Here is a 22,717-nt window from a genome sequence, read left to right on the forward strand (position 1 = left end):
GGCCGACATGCGTCGTTTACCATCCCGGCTGCCTTGCGCCGGTCACCGTCCTGCTGCAAAAGCAGGGCTCATCGGCGCCGCCTGTCGCTCCGCCGTCATTCGCATCCAGCGCCAGCACACAAGAGACATGGCCAGCCCCGAACTCAGCCAATTCCGCCGCATCGTCGTCAAGGTCGGCTCAGCGCTGCTGGTGGATTCCGACAGGGGCGAGGTGCGTGCGTCCTGGCTGGCTGCACTGGCCGACGACATGGCCAAGCTGCACAAGGAAGGGCGCGACGTCCTCGTGGTGTCCTCCGGCTCGATCGCACTCGGCCGCAGCCGGCTGAAATTGCCGCGCGGCCCGCTGAAGCTGGAAGAGAGCCAGGCCGCGGCCGCCGTCGGTCAGATCGCGCTGGCGCGAATCTGGTCGGAGGTGCTTGGCGCCCACGGTATCGGCGCCGGCCAGATCCTCGTGACGCTGCAGGACACCGAGGAGCGCCGCCGCTATCTCAACGCGCGCTCCACCATCGGCAAGCTGCTGGAATGGCGCGCGATACCCGTGATCAACGAGAACGACACGGTGGCGACCACCGAGATCCGCTACGGCGACAACGATCGCCTCGCCGCGCGCGTCGCGACCATGGCGAGCGCCGACCTGCTGGTGCTGCTCTCAGATATCGACGGGCTCTACGATGCCCCGCCGAAGAACAATCCGAACGCAAAACTCATTCCCGTCGTCGACAGCATCTCCTCGGAGATCGAGGCCGTGGCCGGCGATGCCGAGTCCGAGCTGTCGCGTGGCGGCATGCGCACCAAGGTCGAGGCCGCCAAGATCGCGACGACCGGCGGCACGCATATGCTGATCGCCTCCGGCAAGATCGAGCATCCCTTGCAGGCGATCGCCGATGGCGGCCGCTGCACCTGGTTCCTGACGCCGGCCAATCCCATCACCTCGCGAAAGCGCTGGATCGCGGGCACGCTGGAGCCGAAGGGCACGCTGACCATCGATGCCGGCGCGGTGACCGCGCTACGGGCCGGGGCCAGCCTGCTGCCGGCCGGCGTGAACAAGGTCGAGGGCCAGTTTGCCCGCGGCGATGCCGTGATCGTGCGCGGCCCCGACGGCAGCGAGGTCGGCCGCGGCCTGATCGCCTATGACGCCGATGATGCCGAGCGGATCAAGGGCCGCTCCTCCCCCGACGTGATGACCATCCTCGGCATCAGCGGCCGCGCGGAGATGATCCACCGGGATGATCTGGTGGTGGGCGGGTAAGGGCCCCGCCCCGCTCGCCGCCGGGAGACCAGTCATACCCTCCCCGCCCTTCGCAAAAGCGGGATTTCCGTGCTAGGACACCGCCTTAGCAGAAGGTTTTGACCCCATGGCCGCCCCCCTCAAAGCCGTTGACGGCAATGCCGATCTTCAGGCGCTGATGTCCGATCTCGGAACCCGTGCCCGCGCTGCCGCGCGCGTGCTGGCACTGGCGCCGCCGGAGCAGAAAAACCGTGCGCTGGAAGCCATGGAGCGGGCAATCCGCGCCGACTCGGCCGCGATCCTCGCCGCCAATGCGGAGGACGTCGCGGAGGCCCGTGCCGCCGGCAATGCCACCTCCTCCTTCATCGATCGCCTGACGCTGACGCCGGCACGGGTCGAAGGAATGGCCGAAGGCATCGGCATTGTGCGCGGCATCGCCGATCCCATCGGCGTCGTCACCGAGCGCTGGCAGCGGCCGAACGGCATGTCCATCGAGCGCGTGCGCGTGCCGCTCGGCGTCGTCGGCGTGATTTTTGAGAGCCGGCCCAATGTCGCGGCCGATGCCGGCGTGCTGTGCCTGAAGTCGGGCAATGCCGTGATCCTGCGCGGCGGCTCCGACAGTTTCCGCTCGTGCCGCGCCATCCATGAGTGCCTGGTGCAGGGCCTGCGCGAAGCCGGCCTGCCGGAAGCTGCGATCACGCTGGTGCCGACGCGCGACCGCGCAGCGGTCGGCATGATGCTGTCGGGCCTCAACGGCGCCATCGACGTGATCGTGCCGCGCGGGGGCAAGAGCCTCGTCGCGCGGGTCGAGCAGGAGGCGCGCGTGCCTGTCTTCGCGCATCTCGAAGGCGTCAACCACGTCTATATCGATGGCAGCGCCGACCTCGCCATGGCGAAGTCGATCGTGCTCAATGCCAAGATGCGACGCACCGGCGTCTGCGGCGCGGCCGAGACGCTGCTGGTCGATCGTGCCGCCGCTGGCAAGAACCTGAAGCCGCTGGTGGAGATGCTGCTCGATGCCGGCTGCGAGGTGCGCGGTGACGAGGCCGTGCAGAAGGCCGATGCGCGCGTCAAGCCGGCGAGCGAGGAGGATTGGGACACCGAATATCTCGACGCGATCATCGCGGCGAAGGTGGTGGACGGCGTCGACGGCGCGATCGCGCACATCCAGGACCACGGCTCGCATCACACCGATGCAATCGTGAGCGCGGATGAGGCTGCGGCGAGCAAGTTCCTGAGCGAGGTCGATTCCGCGATCGTGCTCCACAACGCCTCGACGCAGTTTGCCGATGGCGGCGAGTTCGGTTTCGGCGCCGAGATCGGGATTGCCACCGGCCGCTTCCACGCCCGCGGCCCGGTCGGCGCCGAGCAATTGACGAGCTTCAAATATCGCGTCCGCGGCACCGGACAGACCCGGCCGTAGACGTCGCGGGGCGCGGGCATTGAGCAACAATCTCGTCGTGCCGCGCTTCGTGGCGCAAGCGGTTCCGCCCTCGACGCCGGGCATGCGCATCGGCCTGCTCGGCGGCTCGTTCAACCCGCCGCATCAGGCGCACCGCGCGATCAGCCGCTTCGCGCTGAAGCGATTGCAGCTCGATCGCGTCTGGTGGCTGGTTACGCCGGGCAATCCGCTCAAGGAGAACGGCACGCTGCACGAGCTCGGCGAGCGCATGCAGGCCGCGCGCGAGGTCGCCGATGATCCGCGCATCGAGGTGAGCTGTCTCGAATCCGTCATTCGCACCCGCTATACTATCGACACGATCAACACCTTGCGCCGCCGCTTTCCTGGCTTGCGCTTCGTCTGGATCATGGGCGCCGACAATCTCGCTCAATTCCATCGTTGGCAGGACTGGCGGCGCATCGCCGCCCAGGTGCCGATGGCCGTGATCGATCGCCCCCCGCAGAGTTTTCGCGCGCTCGGCTCGCCCGCGGCCCAGGCGTTATCGCGCTACCGTCTGCCCGAGAACAAGGCCGTCCAGCTTGCGGATCGGCCGGCACCGGCCTGGGTGTTCCTGACCGGATTGAAGCTGAATCTCTCCTCGACCGGCCTACGGAACCCGGACGGGAGCTGGAAAGGTACGAAGTGAGACGAAGTGTGCCGACCTGGTGGGGATTTCGGTCTCTCTGGCATATTGAAACCCTTAACCCCACATGATGTAGTGTAACCAGTGGGCGCCCGGATTCGGCGTTCGCGATACAGTGAAAGGAATGGTCCCTGACCGCATCTGTATTGTCCAAGTCTGTTTTACCCAAGGTTGCCAAGCCTACGCGTAAAACATCGACCAAAGCTGCGGCCTTGAAGGCGCAACCCGACGCCGACAAGACGCTGAGCCTGATCCTCTCCCGCCTCGAGGACATGAAGGCGGAAGAGACGGTCACCATCGACCTTCGCGGCAAATCGGCGTACTCCGACTACATGATCGTCACCACCGGCCGGGTGAACCGGCACGTCGGCGCGATCGCGGAAAACGTCACCAAGAGCCTCAAGGAAAACGGCATCAAGAACATCCATGTCGAGGGCTTGCCCAATTGCGACTGGGTGCTGATCGATTCCGGCGACGTGATCGTGCACGTGTTCCGACCCGAGGTCCGCGAGTTCTACAACCTCGAGAGGTTGTACACGCAGGGCCCAGGGGCGGCGAAGGCGATCTAGGCTCAACTGGCCGATTTCGAATCGGCTGACGCGCATGCTAGCGTCGTGCGCGCGCCTGTTGCGCGCGGTCTCGTCAACGCGACTCCTAAAATCATGCGTGTTGCTGTCATTGCGGTGGGCCGGCTGAAGCAGGGCCCCGAACGGGAGCTTGCAGACCGCTATTTCGAGCGGTTCGAGGAGGCTGGCCGCAAGCTTGGATTCCGCGAGCTCGGCATCCACGAAATTCCCGAAAGCCGCGCGCGCGACGCCGCGACACGGATGGCCGAAGAGGCCGCGGCGATCTCGGCGCATATTCCTGACAAGGCGATCCTGGTGGCGCTGGACGAGCGCGGCCAGAATCTCGAGTCCACCGTATTCGCACGGCATCTGGCGCGCTGGCGCGACGAGGGCGCCGGACATACTATTTTCGTGATCGGAGGGGCGGACGGACTTTCGCCCGAATTGCGCCGTAAGGCCAAGCTCGCGATCGCGTTCGGCTCTGCGACCTGGCCGCACCAAATGGTCCGCGTCATGCTTCTGGAACAGCTGTATCGGGCCGCCACCATCCTGGCCGGCCATCCCTATCACCGCGCGTGATGCGCGCCACAACGAGCACCTTTGCCGACACGATGCGAGCGCCGCTCCTCAACCTGCTGCTGATCACCGGCCTTGCCGGCGCAAGCCTCTTCGCCGAAGCAAGCCTCTTCGCCGAAGAAAGCCTCGCGCAAGCTCAGACGCAAGGTCAGACAGTTGCGCCGTCGCCGCAGACTGCCGCCGTCTCGCCCGACGCGATCAAGCAGCGCGAGCAGGAGCTGGAGGCCGCGCGCGCGAGGCAACGAAGCGCGGAAGAAGCGCAGGCCAAGCTGAAGGCCGAGATCACCGCGCTCGGCCAGGACCGCACCCAGCTCAATCAGCAGCTGATCGACACCGCCGCCAATGTGCGCGCCGTGGAAACCAAGATCGACGAGGCCGAGGCGCGGCTGCGAACGCTGAACGGCCGCGAGCAGCAGATGCGCGCATCGCTGGATTCGCGCCGTGCCGACATCGTCGAGGTGCTGGCGGCCTTGCAGCGCGCCGGCCGGCGCACGCCGCCGGCGCTGCTGGTGCGGCCAGAAGATGCGCTGCAATCCTTGCGCACCGCGATGCTGCTTGGCGCCGTCGTGCCGGAATTGCGCGGCCGCGCCGAGAAGATCGCAAGCGAGCTCGGCGAGCTCGTGGCCTTGCGCAGGACCATTGCCACCGAGCGCGATCAGCTCGCCTCCGACCGCGACAAGGTCCGCAATGACCAGGCCCGGCTCACCGCCCTGATCGAGGAACGGCAGCGTCAGCAGTCCGCACGGGAAAAAGACCTCGATGCCGAAAGCGCGCGCGCGATCGCGCTGTCAAGGCAGGTCGGCGATCTCCAGGGGCTGATCGCCAAGATGGAGCAGGACCTGCAAACCGCCGCCAGGGCGGCCGAGAAGGCCGCCGAGGCCGCAGGGCAGGCCGAGGCCAAGGAGGCCAAACTGGCGGCGGCAAACGCGGCCGCCAGCGCCAAGCAGGGCCCGGGCGCGTTCAAGGACAAGTCCCGCACCACCCCGGCGATCGCCTTCGCTTCGGCCAAGGGCCTCCTGCCGTTTCCGGTTAACGGTAACAAGATCAGGGACTTTGGCGGTTCCGACGGGGTCGGCGGCGTCCAGAAGGGCATTTCGCTGGCGACCAAGCCCGGCGCCCAGGTCACGACGCCGTGTGATGGCTGGGTTGTGTATGCCGGCCCATTCCGCAGCTATGGACAACTCTTGATCCTAAACGCCGGGGGCGGGTATCATGTCCTGATCGCCGGGATGGAGCGCATTTCGGTCAACATCGGCCAGTTTGTGCTCACGGGGGAGCCGGTCGCGACCATGGGGTCGACCTCTCAGGTCGCTTCCATTCTCGCCACCAATGCGAGTCAACCTGTGCTGTATGTCGAGTTCCGTAAAGACGGCACTCCAATCGATCCAGGCCCATGGTGGGCCGCAAATGAAGGCGAGAAGGTTCGCGGATGATGCGCAAGACTTCAGTAATCCTCCTCAGCGCCGCCACCGGTGCAGCGCTGACGCTGTTCGTGACCCAGCCGCGCGCGGTGTTCATGGGCTCCAGCGCGCGAGCCGCCACCGCGGACACCTATCGCCAGCTCAACCTGTTCGGCGACGTGTTCGAGCGCGTGCGCTCCGATTATGTCGAGAAGCCCGATGACACCAAGCTGATCGAATCCGCCATCAGCGGCATGCTTACCGGCCTCGATCCGCACTCGAGCTACATGGACGCGAAGAGCTTCCGCGACATGCAGGTGCAGACCCGCGGCGAGTTCGGCGGCCTCGGCATCGAGGTCACGATGGAGGACGGCCTGATCAAGGTGGTCTCGCCGATCGACGACACGCCCGCCTCGCGCGCCGGCGTCATGGCCAACGACATCATCACCAATCTCGACGACGAGGCGGTGCAGGGCCTGACCCTGAACCAGGCGGTCGAGAAGATGCGCGGTCCAGTCAACACCAAGATCAAGCTCAAGATCATCCGCAAGGGCCAGGACAATCCGCTCGACGTCACGCTGGTGCGCGACAACATCCGCGTCCGCTCGGTGCGCGCGCGCGTCGAGCAGGATGACATCGGCTATATCCGCATCACCACCTTCAACGAGCAGACCACCGAAGGCCTGAAGCGCGAGATCGGCAACCTCACGAACCAGATCGGCGGCGACAAGCTCAAGGGCTTCATCATCGACCTCCGCAACAATCCGGGCGGCCTGCTCGAGGAAGCGGTCACCGTCTCCGACTCGTTCCTCGAGAAGGGCGAGATCGTCTCGACCCGCGGCCGCAATGCCGAGGAGACCCAGCGCCGCGCCGCGCATACGGGCGACCTGACCAAGGGCAGGCCGGTCATCGTGCTGGTCAATGGCGGCTCGGCCTCGGCGTCGGAAATCGTCGCCGGCGCGCTGCAGGACCACAAGCGCGCGACCATCGTCGGCACGCGCTCGTTCGGCAAGGGCTCGGTGCAGACCATCATTCCGCTCGGCAGCGGCAACGGCGCGCTGCGGCTGACCACCGCGCGCTATTACACGCCGTCGGGCAAGTCGATCCAGGCCAAGGGCATCGTGCCCGATATCGAAGTGCTGCAGGACGTGCCGGACGAGCTGAAGTCGCGCACCGACACCAAGGGCGAGGCTTCGCTGCGCGGCCACCTGAAGAACGACGGCGACGAGAAGACGGGCTCGCAGTCCTACGTCCCGCCGGACGCCAAGGACGACAAGGCGCTCAAGCTCGCCGGCGACCTGCTCCACGGCATCAAGAACAGCGCCTCCGCGGCGCCGACGCCCGGCAACGACAACAAGGCGGCGACCGACAAGGCCAAAGCGGCGAACTAGGTCGGCGTATCACGCGATCCAGCGAAAGGGCGGCTTCCCGAAGCCGCCCTTTTTGCTTGGGAACTGCTGCTGCCTCCGGCCTATCCCGGCCTGCCGCCGCTTGACCTCGGCGTGGTATCGTCGGCTGGAGTGATTCGGGATCGCGCATGACTGAAACGGCCGATGATCTGAGCGCCCCGCTCGGACAGGATAAGCCGCGCCGCAAACGGCGGCTGCGGCTGCCGTTCACGTCTATGCAGCTGCTCGCTGTTCTGCTCGGCCTGTTCCTGGTTACCTTTGCCGGCTTCGCCATCTTCAACAAGGACCCGCTCGGCGGTGAGCCGATGAGCCGGATCGCGATCAACCAGCTCAGGCCGGCCGAGAAGGCCACGGACGACAAGTCTGCCATCGGCCAAGGCCAGGAAACCAAGCACGAGACCAACGAAACGCCGAAGCAGGCCGCGCCCGGCGAGCAGAGGACCATCACCATGATCGATGGCTCCACCGGCGCCCGCCGCGACGTGGTGATCGGCGGGGGCGATGCCGCCGACAAGGGCGAGGCTGCATCCGCCCCGCCGCCCGTCATGACCGGGATCAATCCGAAGCTGCTGGAGAAATCGCGCTACGGCATGATCCCGGTGGTCGCCGACGGGCTGAGGCCGTTCAACGTCTATGCGGCGGACGCCGACCGCGCCAAGGCCGCCAAGATGCCGGTGGTCGCGATCGTGATCGGCGGCCTCGGCGTCGGCGCCGCCAAGACCCTGGACGCCATCATGAAGCTGCCGCCGGCGGTGACGCTGGCCTTCACGCCCTACGGCTCCGACCCCGGCAAGCTCGCTGAGCGGGCGCGGGCGCAGCGCCACGAGATCTTCCTCCAGATCCCGATGGAGCCCTACGACTTCCCCGACAACGATCCGGGGCCGCAGACGCTGCTGACCTCGCTCAGCCCCGACCAGAACATGGACCGCCTGTACTGGCACCTCAGCCGGATGCAGGGCTATGCCGGCCTCACCAATTTCATGGGCGCCCGCTTCATCGCCACGGAGCCGGCGATGCAGCCGATCATCCGCGAGGCGGCCAAGCGCGGGCTCGGCTTCTTCGACGACGGCTCCTCGCCCCGCAGCATCGCGCCCCAGGCCGCGGCGAACCAGGCCGTGCCGTTCGGCAAGGGCGATATCGCCATCGACGCGGTGCCGACAGCGACCGAGATCGACCGCGCCCTCAACAAGCTGGAATCGGCGGCGCGCGAGCGCGGCATCGCCGTCGGCACGGCCTCCGCCCTGCCCGTCTCGATCGAGCGCATCAGCGCCTGGACCAAGACATTGGGCGACCGAGGTATCCTTTTGGTGCCATTGACAACCGCGATGCTGAAATCAAAATCCAGCTAAATCAACGAATTGGTTCGGCGCGGGTCTCGCGGGGCCGGCATGCCTTCCCAAGAAGCAGGCAAGAGGTCTGGCGGAATGGCGCGTTACGAGGATCTGCCCTACCGGACCTGCGTCGGCGTGATGCTGATCAATCCAAAGGGACTGGTGTTCATCGGCCGCCGCGCCGGCGGCATCGAGCATGTCGACGACACCCATGTCTGGCAGATGCCGCAGGGCGGGGTCGATCCCGGCGAGGACACCTGGGAAGCGGCCAAGCGCGAGCTCTACGAGGAGACCAGCGTGCGCTCGGTCGAGCGGCTCGGCGAGGTCCCGGACTGGCTCACCTATGACATTCCGCGCACCGTTGCCGGGCGCGCCTGGAAGGGCCGCTACCGCGGCCAGCGCCAGAAATGGTACGCGGTGCGCTTCACCGGCAAGGACAGCGAGATCAACGTCGAGCATCCCGGCGGCGGCGGCCACAAGGCGGAATTCGTGAGCTGGCGCTGGGAGTCGATGAAAAGTCTCCCTGAGCTGATCATCCCGTTCAAGCGCCCGGTCTATGAGCGCGTGGTGCAGGAATTTTCTGCGCTGGCGGAGGGGTGATCAGATCACCTGTCGCGGCTCGCTCGGTCGTCATCCCCGCGAAGGCGGGGATCCATACTCCCAGGCAGAAGCTGTGCGAAGGATCGCAGCCACGGCCTTTCAACCTATTGTGGCCTGTGGTTATGGATTCTCAGGTGCGCAATTGCGCACCAGAGCTCGCGCTTCGCGCGCCCCGGAATGACGAGAGAAGGTTACGCGTGACGACCCACAAACCCTACCGCCCGAACGTCGGCATCGCGCTGTTCAACGCCGACGGCCGCGTGCTGATCGGCCATCGCTTCAAGGGTGACGGACCCGAGATCATCCTGCCGGGGCTCGACTGGCAGATGCCGCAGGGCGGCGTCGACGAGGGCGAGAACCTGCGTGATGCGGCGATGCGCGAGCTGTGGGAGGAGACCAACGTCGTCAGTGCCGATTATCTCGGCGAGACCGACTGGTTCACCTATGAATTCCCGCCTTACGACGGACCGCAGACGCACCGGCTGGCGAAATTTCGCGGCCAGCGCCAGAAATGGTTCGCGCTGCGCTTCACCGGCACGGACGACGAGATCGATCCGCTGACGCCGCGCAACGGCCAGCCCGCCGAGTTCGACGCCTGGCGCTGGGAGCGCCTCGGCCGTGTCGCCGACCTCGTGGTGCCGTTCCGCCGCGAGGTCTACCGCGCGGTGGCACAGGAGTTTGCGCACCTCGCCGACTGAACTCTCGAAAACAACCCCATGCACAGTAGCGAAGTGTCTGGCGCGCCGCGATAAAATAGGCGACAGCGCCAGCGATAGCGCAATAAAGTTCAGCGCCCGCCACGACCGTGACGAGCGCTGAAACTGTTCAGGAATTTGGAGATCGAGCCCCGGAGCGGTGCCCCGGGGCTTAGTGCATAGCCGTGGCGTTGAGCTGATGCTGGATGCTCTTGAAGTGGTCGAGCCGCTCGATGGCCTGATCGAGCTCGGTGCCTTCGTGCTCCTTCAAATTCTCTTCCATCTCCGCGATCGTCTCGGCGAACTGGACACGGTCGAGCTCGTCCAGCGAGGTCGCGACGTCGGCGAGCACGGTGAGGCCCTTTTCGGAGACTTCGGCAAGGCCGCCGAGCACGATGATCTTCTCGTGGCGGCCGCCGGTGGTGACGGTGAGGATGCCGGGCCGGATCGCAGCCACGACCGGCGCATGCCCCGCCAGCACGCCGAAATCACCCTCGGCGCCGGGGATGTCGACCTGATCGACCTCACCCGAGAAGGCGAGCTTTTCCGGAGAGACGAGATCGAAATGGAAGGTGGCCATGGGAAACCTTGCGAATGGTGAGTAGCGAATGGCGAGTGGCGAAGAGAGCAGCGCGTCTATTCGCTACTCCCTATTCGCCATTCGCACCTTAGGCCGCTTCCGCCGCCAGCTTCTTGCCTTTCTCGACGGCTTCTTCGATGGTGCCGACCATGTAGAAGGCAGCTTCCGGCAGGTGGTCGTACTTGCCTTCCACCAGGCCCTTGAAGCCCTTGATGGTGTCGGCGAGGTCCACGAACTTGCCCGGCGAACCCGTGAAGATTTCGGCGACGTGGAACGGCTGCGACAGGAAGCGCTCGATCTTGCGGGCGCGGGCCACCGTTAGCTTGTCCTCTTCCGAAAGCTCGTCCATGCCAAGAATGGCGATGATGTCCTGGAGCGACTTGTAGCGCTGCAGCACCTGCTGGACCTGACGGGCGACGGTGTAGTGCTCCTCGCCGACGACCAGCGGCGAGAGCATGCGCGAGGTCGAGTCGAGCGGGTCCACCGCCGGATAGATGCCCTTTTCCGAGATCGCGCGCGACAGCACCGTGGTGGCGTCCAAGTGCGCGAACGAGGTCGCGGGCGCCGGGTCGGTCAAGTCGTCGGCCGGCACGTAGATGGCCTGCACCGAGGTGATCGAGCCCTTTTGCGTGGTGGTGATGCGCTCCTGCAGCGCGCCCATGTCGGTCGCGAGCGTCGGCTGATAACCCACCGCCGAAGGAATACGGCCGAGCAGCGCCGACACTTCCGAACCCGCTTGCGTGAAGCGGAAGATGTTGTCGACGAAGAACAGCACGTCCTGGCCCTGGTCGCGGAAGTGCTCGGCGACGGTCAGACCGGTCAGGCCGACGCGGGCGCGGGCGCCCGGCGGCTCGTTCATCTGACCGAACACCAGCGCGCACTTCGACTTCACGCTCGGATCCGGATTGTGCGGGTCGGCGTTGACCTTGGACTCGATGAACTCGTGATAGAGGTCGTTGCCCTCGCGGGTGCGTTCGCCGACGCCGGCGAACACGGAGTAACCGCCGTGCGCCTTCGCGACGTTGTTGATCAGCTCCTGAATCAGCACGGTCTTGCCGACGCCGGCGCCGCCGAACAGGCCGATCTTGCCGCCCTTCGCATACGGAGCGAGCAGATCGACGACCTTGATGCCGGTGACGAGAATTTCGGCTTCAGTCGACTGGTCGGTGTAGGTCGGCGCTTCCTGGTGGATGGCGCGGGTGCCTTCCGACTTGATCGGGCCGGCCTCGTCGATCGGCTCGCCGATGACGTTCATGATGCGGCCCAGCGTACCGTCCCCCACGGGAACCGAGATCGGCTGACCGGTGTCGGTCACTTCCTGGCCGCGCACCAGACCTTCGGTGGCGTCCATCGCGATGGTGCGGACGGTCGACTCGCCGAGATGCTGCGCGACTTCCAGCACCAGGCGGTTGTTGCCGTTCTTGGTTTCGAGCGAGTTGAGAATGGCCGGCAGGTGGCCTTCGAACTGCACGTCGACGACGGCGCCCATGACCTGGGTAACGCGACCGATCTGTGTGGCTGCTGTAGCCATTTACTGTCTCCTTCGATCCGAATTTCGTGTCCGGTCAGACTGCTTCTGCGCCGGAGATGATTTCGATGAGTTCCTTGGTGATCTGAGCCTGACGCGTGCGGTTGTAGACCAGCGTCTGCTTGCGGATCATTTCCCCGGCGTTGCGGGTGGCGTTGTCCATCGCCGACATCTGCGCACCGTAGAACGAGGCGTTGTTCTCGAGCAGGGCGCGGAAGATCTGCACGGCGAGATTGCGCGGCAACAGGCGCGTGAGGATCTCGTCCTCTTCCGGCTCGTATTCGTACGACGTCGTGTTGGCGGCACCGCCCTCCTCGATGACCAGCGGGATGACCTGCTGGGCGGTCGGGATCTGCGCGATCACCGACTTGAATTGCGAGTAGAACAGCGTGCAGACGTCGAACTCGCCGTTGTCGAACCGCGCCAGAACCTTCTTGGCGATCTCCTCGGCGTTGACGAAACCGAGCTGGCGGACGCTGCGCAGGTCCATGTGCTCGACGATCTGCTTGTCGAACTGGCGGCGGAGCTGCTCGTAACCCTTGCGGCCGACGCAGAAGAACTTCACTTCCTTGCCCTGCGCGATCAGCGCCAGAGCGCGCTCGCGGGCGAGACGCACGATCGAGGAGTTGAAGGCGCCGGACAGGCCGCGCTCGCCGGTGCAGACCAGCAGCAGATGAACCTGGTCCCGGCCGGTGCCGGCCAGCAGCACCGGTGCGCCGGGCGAGCCGACCGCGGCGCTGGCGATGTTGGAGATCACCGCGCTCATCTTCTCGGCATAGGGACGCGCCGCTTCCGCGGCGGTCTGCGCGCGGCGCAGCTTGGAGGCCGCGACCATCTGCATGGCCTTGGTGATTTTTTGCGTCGCCTTGGTGGAGGCGATGCGGACGCGCATGTCTTTAAGTGACGCCATTCTTCGTCCCCAGCGATCAGCCTGCGGCTCGACCGCGACCCTATCCTTTCGTCATGCCCGGGCGTGTCCCGGGCATCCACGTTCTCCGTCTTCCACGCACAAGACGTGGATGGCCGGGACTTCAGTTGCGAAGACGCGCTTCGCGCTTTGGCCCGGCCATGACGGCCCTTCTTACGAGAAAGACTTCGCGAAGCCCTCGACCACCGACTTCAGCTTGGCAGCGGTATCGTCGGAGAGATCGCGGCTGTCGCGAATCGCGTTGAGGATGTCGGCGTGCTTGCCGCGCAGCAGCGAGAGCAGGCCGTCCTCGAACGCGCGCACCTTGTTGAGCGGGAGCGGATCGAGATAGCCGTTGGTGCCGGCCCAGATCACGCAGACCTGCTCTTCCATCTTCAGCGGCGAGAACTGCGGCTGCTTGAGCAGCTCGGTGAGGCGCGAGCCGCGGTTGAGCAGGCGCTGGGTCGAGGCGTCGAGGTCGGAGCCGAACTGCGCGAACGCCGCCATTTCGCGGTACTGCGCGAGCTCGCCCTTGATCTTGCCGGCGACCTTCTTGGTGGCCTTGGTCTGCGCCGACGAACCGACGCGCGACACCGACAGACCGACGTTCACGGCAGGACGGATGCCCTGGAAGAACAGGTCGGTTTCCAGGAAGATCTGGCCGTCGGTGATCGAGATGACGTTGGTCGGGATGTAAGCCGACACGTCGTTGGCCTGGGTTTCGATGACAGGCAGCGCCGTCAGCGAGCCCGAGCCCATGTCCTTGTTCAGCTTCGCCGCGCGCTCGAGCAGGCGGGAGTGCAGATAGAACACGTCGCCGGGATAGGCTTCGCGGCCCGGCGGGCGGCGCAGCAGCAGCGACATCTGACGGTAGGCGACGGCCTGCTTGGACAGATCGTCATAGATGATGACCGCGTGCATGCCGTTGTCGCGGAAGTACTCGCCCATGGTGCAGCCGGTAAAGGGCGCGATGTACTGCATCGGCGCCGGATCCGACGCGGTAGCGGCGACGACGATCGAGTATTCGAGCGCGCCCTGCTCTTCCAACACCTTCACGAACTGGGCGACGGTCGAACGCTTCTGGCCGACCGCGACGTAGACGCAGTACAGCTTGATGTTCTCGTCCGGCTGCGCGTTGAGCGGCTTCTGGTTCAGGATGGTGTCGAGCGCGATCGCGGTCTTGCCGGTCTGGCGGTCGCCGATGATCAGCTCGCGCTGGCCGCGGCCGATCGGGATCAGGGCGTCGATGGCCTTGAGGCCGGTCGCCATCGGCTCGTTCACCGATTTGCGCGGAATGATGCCGGGCGCCTTGACGTCGACGCGCATGCGCTTCTCAGCCTGGATCGGGCCCTTGCCGTCGATGGGATTGCCGAGCGCGTCGACGACGCGGCCGAGCAGGCCCTTGCCGACCGGCGCGTCCACGATGGCGCGAGTGCGCTTGACGGTCTGGCCTTCCTTGATCTCGCGGTCGGCACCGAAAATAACGACACCGACGTTGTCGGTTTCGAGGTTCAGCGCCATGCCGCGGGTGCCGTTCTCGAACTCGACCATTTCACCGGCCTGGACGTTATCCAGACCGTAGACGCGGGCGATACCGTCGCCAACGGACAGCACCTGTCCGACTTCGGAGACTTCAGCTTCCTGGCCGAAATTCTTGATCTGGTCCTTGAGGATCGCGGAAATTTCCGCGGCGCGGATGTCCATCAGCCTGCCTCTTTCATCGCGTGCTTGATCGAATTGAGTTTGGTGCGAAGCGAACCATCCACCATGCGGCTGCCCAGCTTGACGACGAGGCCACCGATGATCGAGGGATCGACTTTCACGTTCAGCGCGACGTCCTTGCCGGTCACCGACTTCAGGGCAACCTTGAGGGCATCGAGATTCTTGTCAGAGAGCGCCTCCGCCACCGTGACGTCGGCCGTCGTCTCGCCCTTGAACCGGGCCACGAGGGCGCGGTAGGCGCGGCTGACGTCGGCCACCGCGAACAGGCGGCGGTTGGCGGTCAGCACTTTCAGAAAGTTGGCGGTGATGCCGGCGATGCCCGCCTTGTCCAGCACGGCCGAAAGGGCCTTGGACTGGGCGTCGGCGGCGAACACCGGGCTGCGGACGAGGCGCTTGAGATCAGCGCTTTCGTTCAGCAAGGCATCGAATTTATCAAGATCGGCTTTGACCTCGTCGACCACGTTCTGGTCGCGGGCCAGCTCGAACAAGGCCGTTGCATAACGGCCGGACACACCTGAAACGGACGTATCTTCTGCAGCCACAGACGCGCTCTTTTTGCTGTCAAACTCGCAAGGGAAAAACCGTCGCCACGAAGCGGCGCCTAGCGATCCAAGCCCTTGGAATTCAAGCGGGACTTCGATTTTCGACCAGCACGGGAGGTGCCGGGCTCGTTAAAATCGCGGCTTTGCTAACATAGCAGGTGCGCAGGTGCAACATGACGCCAAACTAAAGGCATGAGGTTCTGTCGCCAGTTCGTCGCAGCCCCGCAACACATTTGCGCGCGGGAGGGGCGGCCGAGGCGGTGACCTGCCACGTCACGGAAAGCAGCGCCGGCCCCGGCCGCGACACCTCCATTGGTTCCTGCCTCCAGCGCATAGCGGCCATGAACACGGATCGCTGAGGCGTGAATCCGTTCCCACCGGTTCCACCCGCCGAATACTTATCGAATTCTAAACGCTAGAGGCGATGACTTCGCTTTACAGTATTCGCAAGTAATATAGAGGTTAATAAATCGTTAAAGGCGAAGATTACTGGAGATCGGATGAATATCTCGCGACGGTAACAAGATATTTCATGACGACACATACCGGATTTACTGCCCAATTCACGCCTCATTGGGAATCGAAACGCCAAATCGCTCACAAACTGATGGGGGCTCCACTTGCCACACATGTGGCAATACTAGCTTAGGGACCATTAAATGCTGTCTTTGAAGACGCTGGGCTTTGCGACCCGGCCGCGTACGGCGATTGCTTTCGTCGCCGCAACTCTCCTCGTCGGTGGAACTGCCACCGAAGCTTCCGCCAAATCCCGGCATCACCGGCATCACCACCGCCACCACGCCCAGACCGAGGCCAACGCGACCGCCGATTGGCGCAATGCCAATGCGTCGATGACGCCGACCTCCGGCACGGGCCGCAGCTTCTCCGGCATCGCGTCCTTTTACGGCAATGAGTCCGGTAGCAAGACCGCCTCGGGCCAGCGCTTCAACCAGAACGCCATGACCGCGGCGCACCGTTCGCTGCCCTTCGGCACCAAGCTGCGCGTCACCCATGGCAGCCAGAGCGTCATCGTCACCATCAACGACCGCGGCCCGTTCATTCGCGGGCGTGTGCTCGACCTCTCCACGGGTGCCGCCCGCGCCATTGGCCTCACCAGCCGCGGCGTCGGCCGCGTCACCGCGGAAGTCGTCTCCTAAGGCGCGATCCGCGCCTGATCGAGCGCGCAGTTTTCATCAGTTTGCTGCGCACGTGAAACAAGCCCGCGGTCTTGGGGGACCGCGGGCTTTTTTTGTTTTGTCATTCCGGGGCGCGCGGAGCGCGAACCCGGAATCGATTCATCCACAAACTCTGCCGCCCGATGGATTCCGGGCTCGCGCTACGCGCGCCCCGGAATGACAGCGGAGGGTATGGCTGCGGTGGCCCTACAAAAAGCTCTGCGGATCGACGTCGACTTCCAGCTTCAGATTGCCTGTCGGCTTCGGGCAGACCGCGAGCCAGTTGCGCAAGTAGTCCGACAGGTCGAAACCGCGCGCCGATTTCACCAGGATGCGGAAGCGGTAGCGGCCCTTGATGACGGCGAGCGGCGCTTCGGCGGGGCCGAGCACGACGACGCGCTCGTCGCGCGGCGCGAGCGCGACGAGCTTGCGGCCGAAGCCTTCGGCGCCCGGGCGATCGCCGGCAGAGATGATGAGGCTGGCGAGCCGGCCGAACGGCGGATAGAGCGTCTTTTCGCGCAGCTCGATCTCGCTGTCGTAGAAGGCCTCGCGGTCGCAGGCGATCAGCGCCCGCATCACGGGATGGTCGGGCTGATGGGTCTGGAGATAGCCGACGCCGCGGCCCTGCTCGCGCCCGGCGCGGCCGATCACCTGGTTGAGCAATTGCCAGGTACGCTCGGCCGCACGCGGATCGCCGTTGGAAAGGCCAAGATCGGCATCGACGACGCCGACCAGATTGAGCCGCGGGAAGTTGTGCCCTTTGGCCACGAGCTGCGTGCCGATGATGATGTCGACGCGGCCCTCCGCGATCTCGGCGAGCTCGCTTCGCATCGTCTCGATCGAGGTGATGAGATCGCTCGACAGCACCATGGTGCGGGCTTGCGGGAACAACGCGGCCGCCTCCTCCTGCAGGCGCTCGACGCCGGGGCCGACCGCGACCAGCGATTCCTCGGCCGAACAGTTTGGGCAGATGTGCGGGCGCGGCATCGAGAAGCCGCAATGATGGCAGACGAGGCGCTGGCGAAAGCGATGATCGACCAGCCAGGCATCGCAGATGGTGCAGGCGAAGCGATGGCCGCAAGCACGGCACAGCGTCAGCGGCGCATAGCCGCGGCGATTGAGGAACAACAGCGCCTGCTCGCGCCGCTCGATCGCGGTCCTGATCTCGCCGGCGAGCCGCGGCGAGATGAAGCGGCCGCGCGCGGGCGGCTCGCGGCGCAGGTCGATGGCCTCGATATGCGGCATGTGCTGGCCGCCGAAGCGCGAGGGCAGCGCGATGCGCTGATAGCGGCTCTTGCGCGCATTGACCTCGGATTCGACCGACGGCGTCGCGGAGGCCAGCACAACCGGGATTTTTGCGATATGCCCGCGCACCACCGCCATGTCACGGGCGTGGTAGTGCACGCCGTCGTCCTGCTTGTAGGCCTGGTCGTGCTCCTCATCGACGACGATGAGGCCAAGATTGGCGTAAGGGAGAAACAGCGCCGAACGCGCGCCGACCACGACCGGCGCCGAACCTTCGGAGATCGCGGCCCAATTGCGCGCGCGGGTGCGCGGGGTGAGCTCGGAATGCCATTCGATCGGCCGCACGCCAAAACGCTGCGCGAAGCGATCGAGGAACTGGCCGGTCAGCGCGATCTCCGGCATCAGGATCAGCGCCTGCTTGCCGCGGCGGATCACCTCGGCGACCGCTTCGAAATAGACCTCGGTCTTGCCCGAGCCGGTGACGCCGTCGAGCAGCGCGACATGGAAGGTGCCATTGGCCGCGAGCGCGCGCATCGCATCCACACCGGCACGCTGCAGCGGCGAAAAATCCGGCCGGCCGAATTCCGGATCGGGTGCCGGCGGCGGAGGCGGCGGCGGCATTGGCTCAACCGTGAGCGTGCCTTCATCGACGAGGCCGTCGATCACGCCCGAGGAGACGCCGGCCTCCTTGGCCGCCTCGGACTTGCCGTGCAGCAGCCGGTCCGACAGCAGCGCGATGACACGCTGGCGCGCCGGCGTCAGACGCTTCGGCGGATCGCCGGTCAGGCGCACGCCGGCGCGCACCCGCTCCGGGCCGAGATTTTCGCCCATGCGCAGGCACATGCGCAGCACCATGCCGCGCGGGCTCAGCGTGTAATTGGCGACCCAGTCCACCACCGAGCGCAGCTCCGGCTTGAGCGGCGGAATGTCGAGCTTCTCGCTGACCTCCTTGAGGCGGTTATGCAGGCGCGGATCGGGATTGGCGTTCTCGCCCCAGACCACGGCCAGCACCTCGCGCGGACCGAGCGGCACACTGATGAGATCGCCAGCCTTCAGCTCCATGCCGCGCGGCACCTTGTAGGAATAGGTCTGGTCGAGCGCGACCGGCACCAGCACGTCGACCATGCGGGTGGCGGGGGCGGTGTCTTTGCGCGGCGATTGGTCCATGAGCGGGGGAATCGGAACCTTGAGGCTTTGAGGCTAGCGCCGCGCGGCGGCCTTAGCGAACGATAAACGAGTGTGATGCGATATACTGTGCGGAATCACCACGTCCAGAGCGCATGAGCAAAGCGGCCGCCCCACACATCGAGCTCGCCAGCGCCGATCCCTCGATCGCGCAGGAGATGGCGCGCTGGCTGGCGCATCTCGGCGCCGAGCGGCGGCTGTCGCCGAAGACGCTGGAGGCCTATGGCCGCGATCTGCGGCAATGCCTGGATTTCCTCTGTGCCCATTGGGGCGAGCGGGTGACGCTCGAACGGTTTGCAGCGCTGGAAGCCACCGACGTGCGCGCCTTCATGGCGATGCGCCGGGCCGACGACATTGCCGGCCGCAGCCTGATGCGCGCGCTGGCGGGCCTGCGCTCGTTCGGACGTTTTCTGGAGCGCGAGGGCAAGGGCAAGGTCGGCGCATTGTCGGCGATCCGCGCGCCGAAGGTCGCCAAGAGCCTGCCGAAGCCGCTGCCGATGGCCTCGGCCAAACGTCTGGCCGATGCCGACGAGCGCGCCGGCGAGGAGCGCGAGACCTGGATCCTTGCACGCGACGCCGCGGTGATGGCGCTGCTCTATGGCTCGGGCCTGCGCATCTCCGAGGCGCTGGGTCTCAAGCGCCGCGAGGTGCCGAAGCCCGGCGAAGGCGACGTGCTGGTCGTGACAGGCAAAGGCAACAAGACCCGCATGGTGCCCGTGCTGCAGAACGTGCTCGCGCTGGTGCAGGAATATGTCGCGATGTGTCCCTATCCGCTGCCCGCGGATGGCCCGATCTTCGTCGGCGCGCGCGGCGGCCCCTTGAGCCCGCGCATCATCCAGCTCGCGATGGAGCGGCTGCGCGGCGCGCTCGGGCTGCCCGACAGCGCCACGCCGCACGCGCTGCGGCATTCCTTCGCCACGCATCTGCTCTCGCGCGGCGGCGACCTGCGCGCGATCCAGGAGTTGCTCGGCCATTCCTCGCTCTCGACGACGCAGGTCTATACCGGGATCGATTCCGAGCGGCTGCTCGAGGTGTATGCCAGCGCCCATCCGCGGCGCTGACACACTCTCGTCATAGCTCGCGTGCCTCTTGCACAGCGCCCACGGTTCGGTCAAATCGTGGGAACCGGCACAGGAGGGACATTATATGGGCGCACATGAAAGCATGGAGCATGCCGAGCACGCCGAACACGCGTCCGGCTCGAACAAGAAGATCGCTCTTCTGATCGCCGTGCTGGCGCTGTTCCTGGCGATCTCGGAGACGCTCGGCAAGGGTGCCCAGACCGAATCGATCAGCAAGAACGTCGAGGCCGCCAATCTCTGGGCATTCTTCCAGGCCAAGAGCATCCGCCGCACCGTGGTGGTGACCGCGGCGGAGCAGGGCAAGCTGACACTGGCCGCCGCGGCCGAGGCGCAGAAGCCCGCCGTGCAGAAGCAGATCGACGACTGGACCAAGACCGCGCAGCGCTACCGCTCCGAGCCCGAGACCGGCGAAGGCACCGAGCAGCTTGCGGACAAGGCCAAGCACGCCGAGCACGCCCGCGACGAGGCGACCGCGAAATACCACCATTTCGAGCTGGCCTCGGCCGCCTTCCAGATCGGCATCGTGCTGGCGTCCGCCACCATCATCACCGGCATGATCGCGCTCGCCTATGTCGGCGGCGCGCTGACGATCGCCGGCCTGTTCATGACCGCGCTCGGCCTGTGGTGGCCGCATCTGCTGCATTTGCATTGAGGTGTTGAGGCCGGGTTCTCACCGCGTCATTGCGAGGAGCCCTTGCGACGAAGCAATCCAGACTGCCTCCGGGGAAAGATACTGGATTGCTTCGCTGCGCTCGCAATGACGGAGGATAGAGCGGGGACGCCTGTCCCGGATTGCGCTGCGCTCCATCCGGGCTACGGACGGTCCTTGTGGTGGCGAAGATCACCGCGCCTGGTGCACGCTCTTCCTGAAGCGCTGGATCATACGCAGCGTGCGGTAGGACCAGCCCTCGCCGTTGCCGGCGATCAGCTCGCGGATGCGGCGCTTGATCGGGTCGACCAGCTCGGCGGCCTTGGCGCGCACCCTCAGCACCAGGGCGTAGATCCGCTCGAACCAGCGCATCTCCAGAAGCTTGGCGCGCGTGACGTCGAACACGAAAGCGGTGACACCGACGCCGACGAGCTTTCCGAACACGATCGTGACGAACGCGCCGGTCCAGTATTCATGCGCGAGCAGCCACAGCCCGACCAGCTTGAGCGGAAACAACGGGACGACGGGCACCGCGAACACGAGCAGCGTCATGGCCGGCGAGAGCGCATCGACGCGCTCCGTCAGCCAATGCTTGAAGCGCGCCAGCGGAATGGCTGCGACGATCCTGGCGACGATCGGCTCGAGATGATCCCACAGCCAGGCTTCGATCAGGAAGACGATCGCAAGCACGACCCAGACCGGTTGAAGAAGGCGGCGCAGCATGTGTTTCCCGCCCGGTTCGGCGCTGGGCGCGTCGTTACATATGGATGGCTCGCTTGCCGACCGCAAGCGCGGCTTCCTTGACGGCCTCCGAGCGCGTCGGATGGGCGTGGCAGGTGCGCGCGAGATCTTCCGCACTGCCGCCAAATTCCATCAGAACGCACGCTTCATGGATCATTTCGCCGGCTTCGCGACCGATGATGTGCACGCCGAGCACGCGATCGGTCTTCGCGTCCGCGAGAATCTTCACAAAGCCGTCAGTGGTCTGGTTGACCTTGGAGCGGCCGTTGGCGGTGAACGGAAACTTTCCGACCGTGTAAGCCGTGCCCGCCTGCTTGAGTTCCTCCTCGGTCTTGCCGACGGAGGACACTTCCGGCGTGGTATACACGACGCCGGGGATCACATCGTAATTCACGTGGCCGGCTTGGCCTGCGATGATCTCGGCGACCGCGACGCCCTCGTCCTCGGCCTTGTGCGCGAGCATGGGGCCTGCGACGACGTCGCCGATGGCATAGACGCCCTTCAGGCTGGTGGCGAAATGCGAATCGATCTGCACCCGGCCGCGCGCGTCCAGCGCGACACCGGTTTCCTTGAGGCCGAGACCGTCGGTGTAGGGCACGCGGCCGATGCAGACGAGCACGACGTCGGCTTCGATGGTCTCGGCGGCACCGCCGGAAGCCGGTTCGATTTTCGCAAGCAATGCCTTGCTGTTCATCTCGACGCCGGTCACCTTCGAGCCCAGCTTGAATGCAAATCCCTGCTTTTCAAGGATGCGCTGGAATTGCTTGGCGATCTCGCCGTCCATGCCGGGCAGGATGCGATCGAGGAATTCAACCACCATGACTTCGGATCCGAGCCGGCGCCACACGGAGCCGAGTTCGAGCCCGATCACGCCGGCGCCAATGACCAGCAATCTGCCTGGCACCTTCTCCAGCGACAGCGCGCCGGTCGAGGACACGATGCGCTTCTCGTCGATCTCGATGCCCTTCAGGCGCGCGATGTCGGAGCCGGTGGCGATCACGATGTTCTTGGTCTCGACAACCTGCGACTTGCCGTCGGCGGAGACCTCGACCTTGCCGGTGCCCAAGATCTTGCCGGCGCCCTTGAGCACGTCGATCTTGTTCTTCTTCATCAGGAACTCGACGCCCTTGACGTTGCCGTCGATGCCCTGCTGCTTGAAGTTCATCATCGCGGGCAGATCGAGCTTCGGCGAGGAGACCGAGACGCCCATCTTGGCGAAGGAATGGCCGGCTTCCTCGAACATTTCGGAGGCGTGCAGCAGCGCCTTCGACGGCATGCAGCCGACATTGAGGCAGGTGCCGCCGAGGGTCGCGTTCTTTTCGACCACGGCGACCTTCATGCCGAGCTGGCTCGCGCGTACCGCGCAGACATAACCGCCCGGTCCGGTGCCGATGACGACGAGATCGTAGGTAGCCATGAGAGAAAGTCCCGTAATGTTAGGCGTGGTGAGGATGCTCAGCGTCTGCGCGGCG

General features: G+C 65.6%; 21 protein-coding genes. 13 read left to right on the forward strand and 8 right to left on the reverse strand.

The features are described 5' to 3' along the window. Positions 1-127: 127 nt before the first annotated feature. The 10 genes from proB to I6F28_RS26285 all read left to right on the forward strand — a co-directional run bounded on the left by proB (position 128) and on the right by I6F28_RS26285 (position 9,892). Complete coding sequence (proB, locus tag I6F28_RS26240) at positions 128-1,249, forward strand: glutamate 5-kinase (protein ID WP_036008728.1); 1,122 nt, start codon at positions 128-130, stop codon at positions 1,247-1,249. Between the two features lie 106 nt (positions 1,250-1,355). Beyond that, positions 1,356-2,651, forward strand: a complete 1,296-nt coding sequence (locus I6F28_RS26245; protein WP_225141869.1) for a glutamate-5-semialdehyde dehydrogenase — start codon at positions 1,356-1,358, stop codon at positions 2,649-2,651. A gap of 19 nt (positions 2,652-2,670) precedes the next feature. Next, positions 2,671-3,315: a nicotinate-nucleotide adenylyltransferase gene (locus I6F28_RS26250; RefSeq protein WP_036024650.1), complete on the forward strand. Its 645-nt coding sequence runs from the start codon at positions 2,671-2,673 to the stop codon at positions 3,313-3,315. A gap of 209 nt (positions 3,316-3,524) precedes the next feature. Continuing rightward, entirely contained in the window at positions 3,525-3,881 is a 357-nt protein-coding gene (gene rsfS, locus I6F28_RS26255) for a ribosome silencing factor (protein ID WP_024338888.1), read from the forward strand. A gap of 93 nt (positions 3,882-3,974) precedes the next feature. Next, entirely contained in the window at positions 3,975-4,457 is a 483-nt protein-coding gene (gene rlmH / locus I6F28_RS26260) for a 23S rRNA (pseudouridine(1915)-N(3))-methyltransferase RlmH (RefSeq protein WP_036008734.1), read from the forward strand. Between the two features lie 32 nt (positions 4,458-4,489). Further along, entirely contained in the window at positions 4,490-5,887 is a 1,398-nt protein-coding gene (locus I6F28_RS26265) for a murein hydrolase activator EnvC family protein (protein ID WP_225141935.1), read from the forward strand. Next, positions 5,884-7,245, forward strand: a complete 1,362-nt coding sequence (locus I6F28_RS26270; protein WP_036008736.1) for a S41 family peptidase — start codon at positions 5,884-5,886, stop codon at positions 7,243-7,245. Before I6F28_RS26265 ends, I6F28_RS26270 begins: the two co-directional genes overlap by 4 nt. A gap of 146 nt (positions 7,246-7,391) precedes the next feature. Further along, positions 7,392-8,612 carry a divergent polysaccharide deacetylase family protein gene (locus tag I6F28_RS26275; RefSeq protein WP_225141872.1) on the forward strand — a complete coding sequence of 407 codons (1,221 nt, stop codon included), beginning with the start codon at positions 7,392-7,394 and terminating at the stop codon, positions 8,610-8,612. A gap of 75 nt (positions 8,613-8,687) precedes the next feature. After that, positions 8,688-9,194, forward strand: a complete 507-nt coding sequence (locus I6F28_RS26280) for an RNA pyrophosphohydrolase (RefSeq protein WP_225141874.1) — start codon at positions 8,688-8,690, stop codon at positions 9,192-9,194. A gap of 197 nt (positions 9,195-9,391) precedes the next feature. After that, positions 9,392-9,892, forward strand: a complete 501-nt coding sequence (locus I6F28_RS26285) for an RNA pyrophosphohydrolase (protein ID WP_036024643.1) — start codon at positions 9,392-9,394, stop codon at positions 9,890-9,892. 169 nt (positions 9,893-10,061) lie between these two features. Here I6F28_RS26285 and I6F28_RS26290 read toward each other — a convergent pair whose 3' ends face one another. The 5 genes from I6F28_RS26290 to I6F28_RS26310 all read right to left on the reverse strand — a co-directional run bounded on the left by I6F28_RS26290 (position 10,062) and on the right by I6F28_RS26310 (position 15,168). Next, entirely contained in the window at positions 10,062-10,469 is a 408-nt protein-coding gene (locus I6F28_RS26290) for a F0F1 ATP synthase subunit epsilon (RefSeq protein WP_036008748.1), read from the reverse strand. 88 nt (positions 10,470-10,557) lie between these two features. Further along, complete coding sequence (gene atpD / locus I6F28_RS26295) at positions 10,558-12,000, reverse strand: F0F1 ATP synthase subunit beta (protein ID WP_036008750.1); 1,443 nt, start codon at positions 11,998-12,000, stop codon at positions 10,558-10,560. A gap of 34 nt (positions 12,001-12,034) precedes the next feature. Next, on the reverse strand, positions 12,035-12,907 hold the full coding sequence (locus I6F28_RS26300) for a F0F1 ATP synthase subunit gamma (protein ID WP_225141877.1): 873 nt from the start codon (positions 12,905-12,907) through the stop codon (positions 12,035-12,037). Between the two features lie 171 nt (positions 12,908-13,078). After that, positions 13,079-14,608: a F0F1 ATP synthase subunit alpha gene (gene atpA, locus I6F28_RS26305; RefSeq protein WP_036008755.1), complete on the reverse strand. Its 1,530-nt coding sequence runs from the start codon at positions 14,606-14,608 to the stop codon at positions 13,079-13,081. Beyond that, a complete protein-coding gene (locus I6F28_RS26310) occupies positions 14,608-15,168 on the reverse strand; it encodes a F0F1 ATP synthase subunit delta (RefSeq protein WP_109141817.1) in 561 nt (186 codons plus the stop codon). The genes atpA and I6F28_RS26310 overlap by 1 nt, the downstream gene beginning before the upstream one ends. Before the next feature lie 659 nt (positions 15,169-15,827). Here I6F28_RS26310 and I6F28_RS26315 point away from each other — a divergent pair. Then, positions 15,828-16,325, forward strand: coding sequence for a septal ring lytic transglycosylase RlpA family protein (locus tag I6F28_RS26315; RefSeq protein WP_225141879.1), 498 nt, complete (start codon positions 15,828-15,830; stop codon positions 16,323-16,325). A 225-nt stretch (positions 16,326-16,550) separates the two neighbouring features. On the opposite strand, the gene I6F28_RS26320 is transcribed toward I6F28_RS26315, so the two are convergent. Continuing rightward, positions 16,551-18,755, reverse strand: a complete 2,205-nt coding sequence (locus tag I6F28_RS26320) for a primosomal protein N' (protein WP_225141880.1) — start codon at positions 18,753-18,755, stop codon at positions 16,551-16,553. A gap of 113 nt (positions 18,756-18,868) precedes the next feature. Here I6F28_RS26320 and I6F28_RS26325 point away from each other — a divergent pair, with 113 nt between their 5' ends. Next, positions 18,869-19,834 carry a tyrosine recombinase XerC gene (locus I6F28_RS26325; RefSeq protein ID WP_225141890.1) on the forward strand — a complete coding sequence of 322 codons (966 nt, stop codon included), beginning with the start codon at positions 18,869-18,871 and terminating at the stop codon, positions 19,832-19,834. 85 nt (positions 19,835-19,919) lie between these two features. Then, complete coding sequence (locus tag I6F28_RS26330) at positions 19,920-20,507, forward strand: DUF4337 domain-containing protein (RefSeq protein WP_036008765.1); 588 nt, start codon at positions 19,920-19,922, stop codon at positions 20,505-20,507. A gap of 189 nt (positions 20,508-20,696) precedes the next feature. On the opposite strand, the gene I6F28_RS26335 is transcribed toward I6F28_RS26330, so the two are convergent. Both I6F28_RS26335 and lpdA read right to left on the reverse strand, forming a co-directional pair. Beyond that, complete coding sequence (locus I6F28_RS26335) at positions 20,697-21,227, reverse strand: hypothetical protein (RefSeq protein WP_225141892.1); 531 nt, start codon at positions 21,225-21,227, stop codon at positions 20,697-20,699. 34 nt (positions 21,228-21,261) lie between these two features. After that, entirely contained in the window at positions 21,262-22,662 is a 1,401-nt protein-coding gene (lpdA, locus tag I6F28_RS26340; protein ID WP_225141894.1) for a dihydrolipoyl dehydrogenase, read from the reverse strand. Positions 22,663-22,717 lie beyond the last annotated feature (55 nt).

It is taken from the genome of Bradyrhizobium sp. NBAIM14, assembly GCF_020193895.1.
GTDB classification, from domain to species: Bacteria; Pseudomonadota; Alphaproteobacteria; order Rhizobiales; family Xanthobacteraceae; genus Bradyrhizobium; species Bradyrhizobium yuanmingense.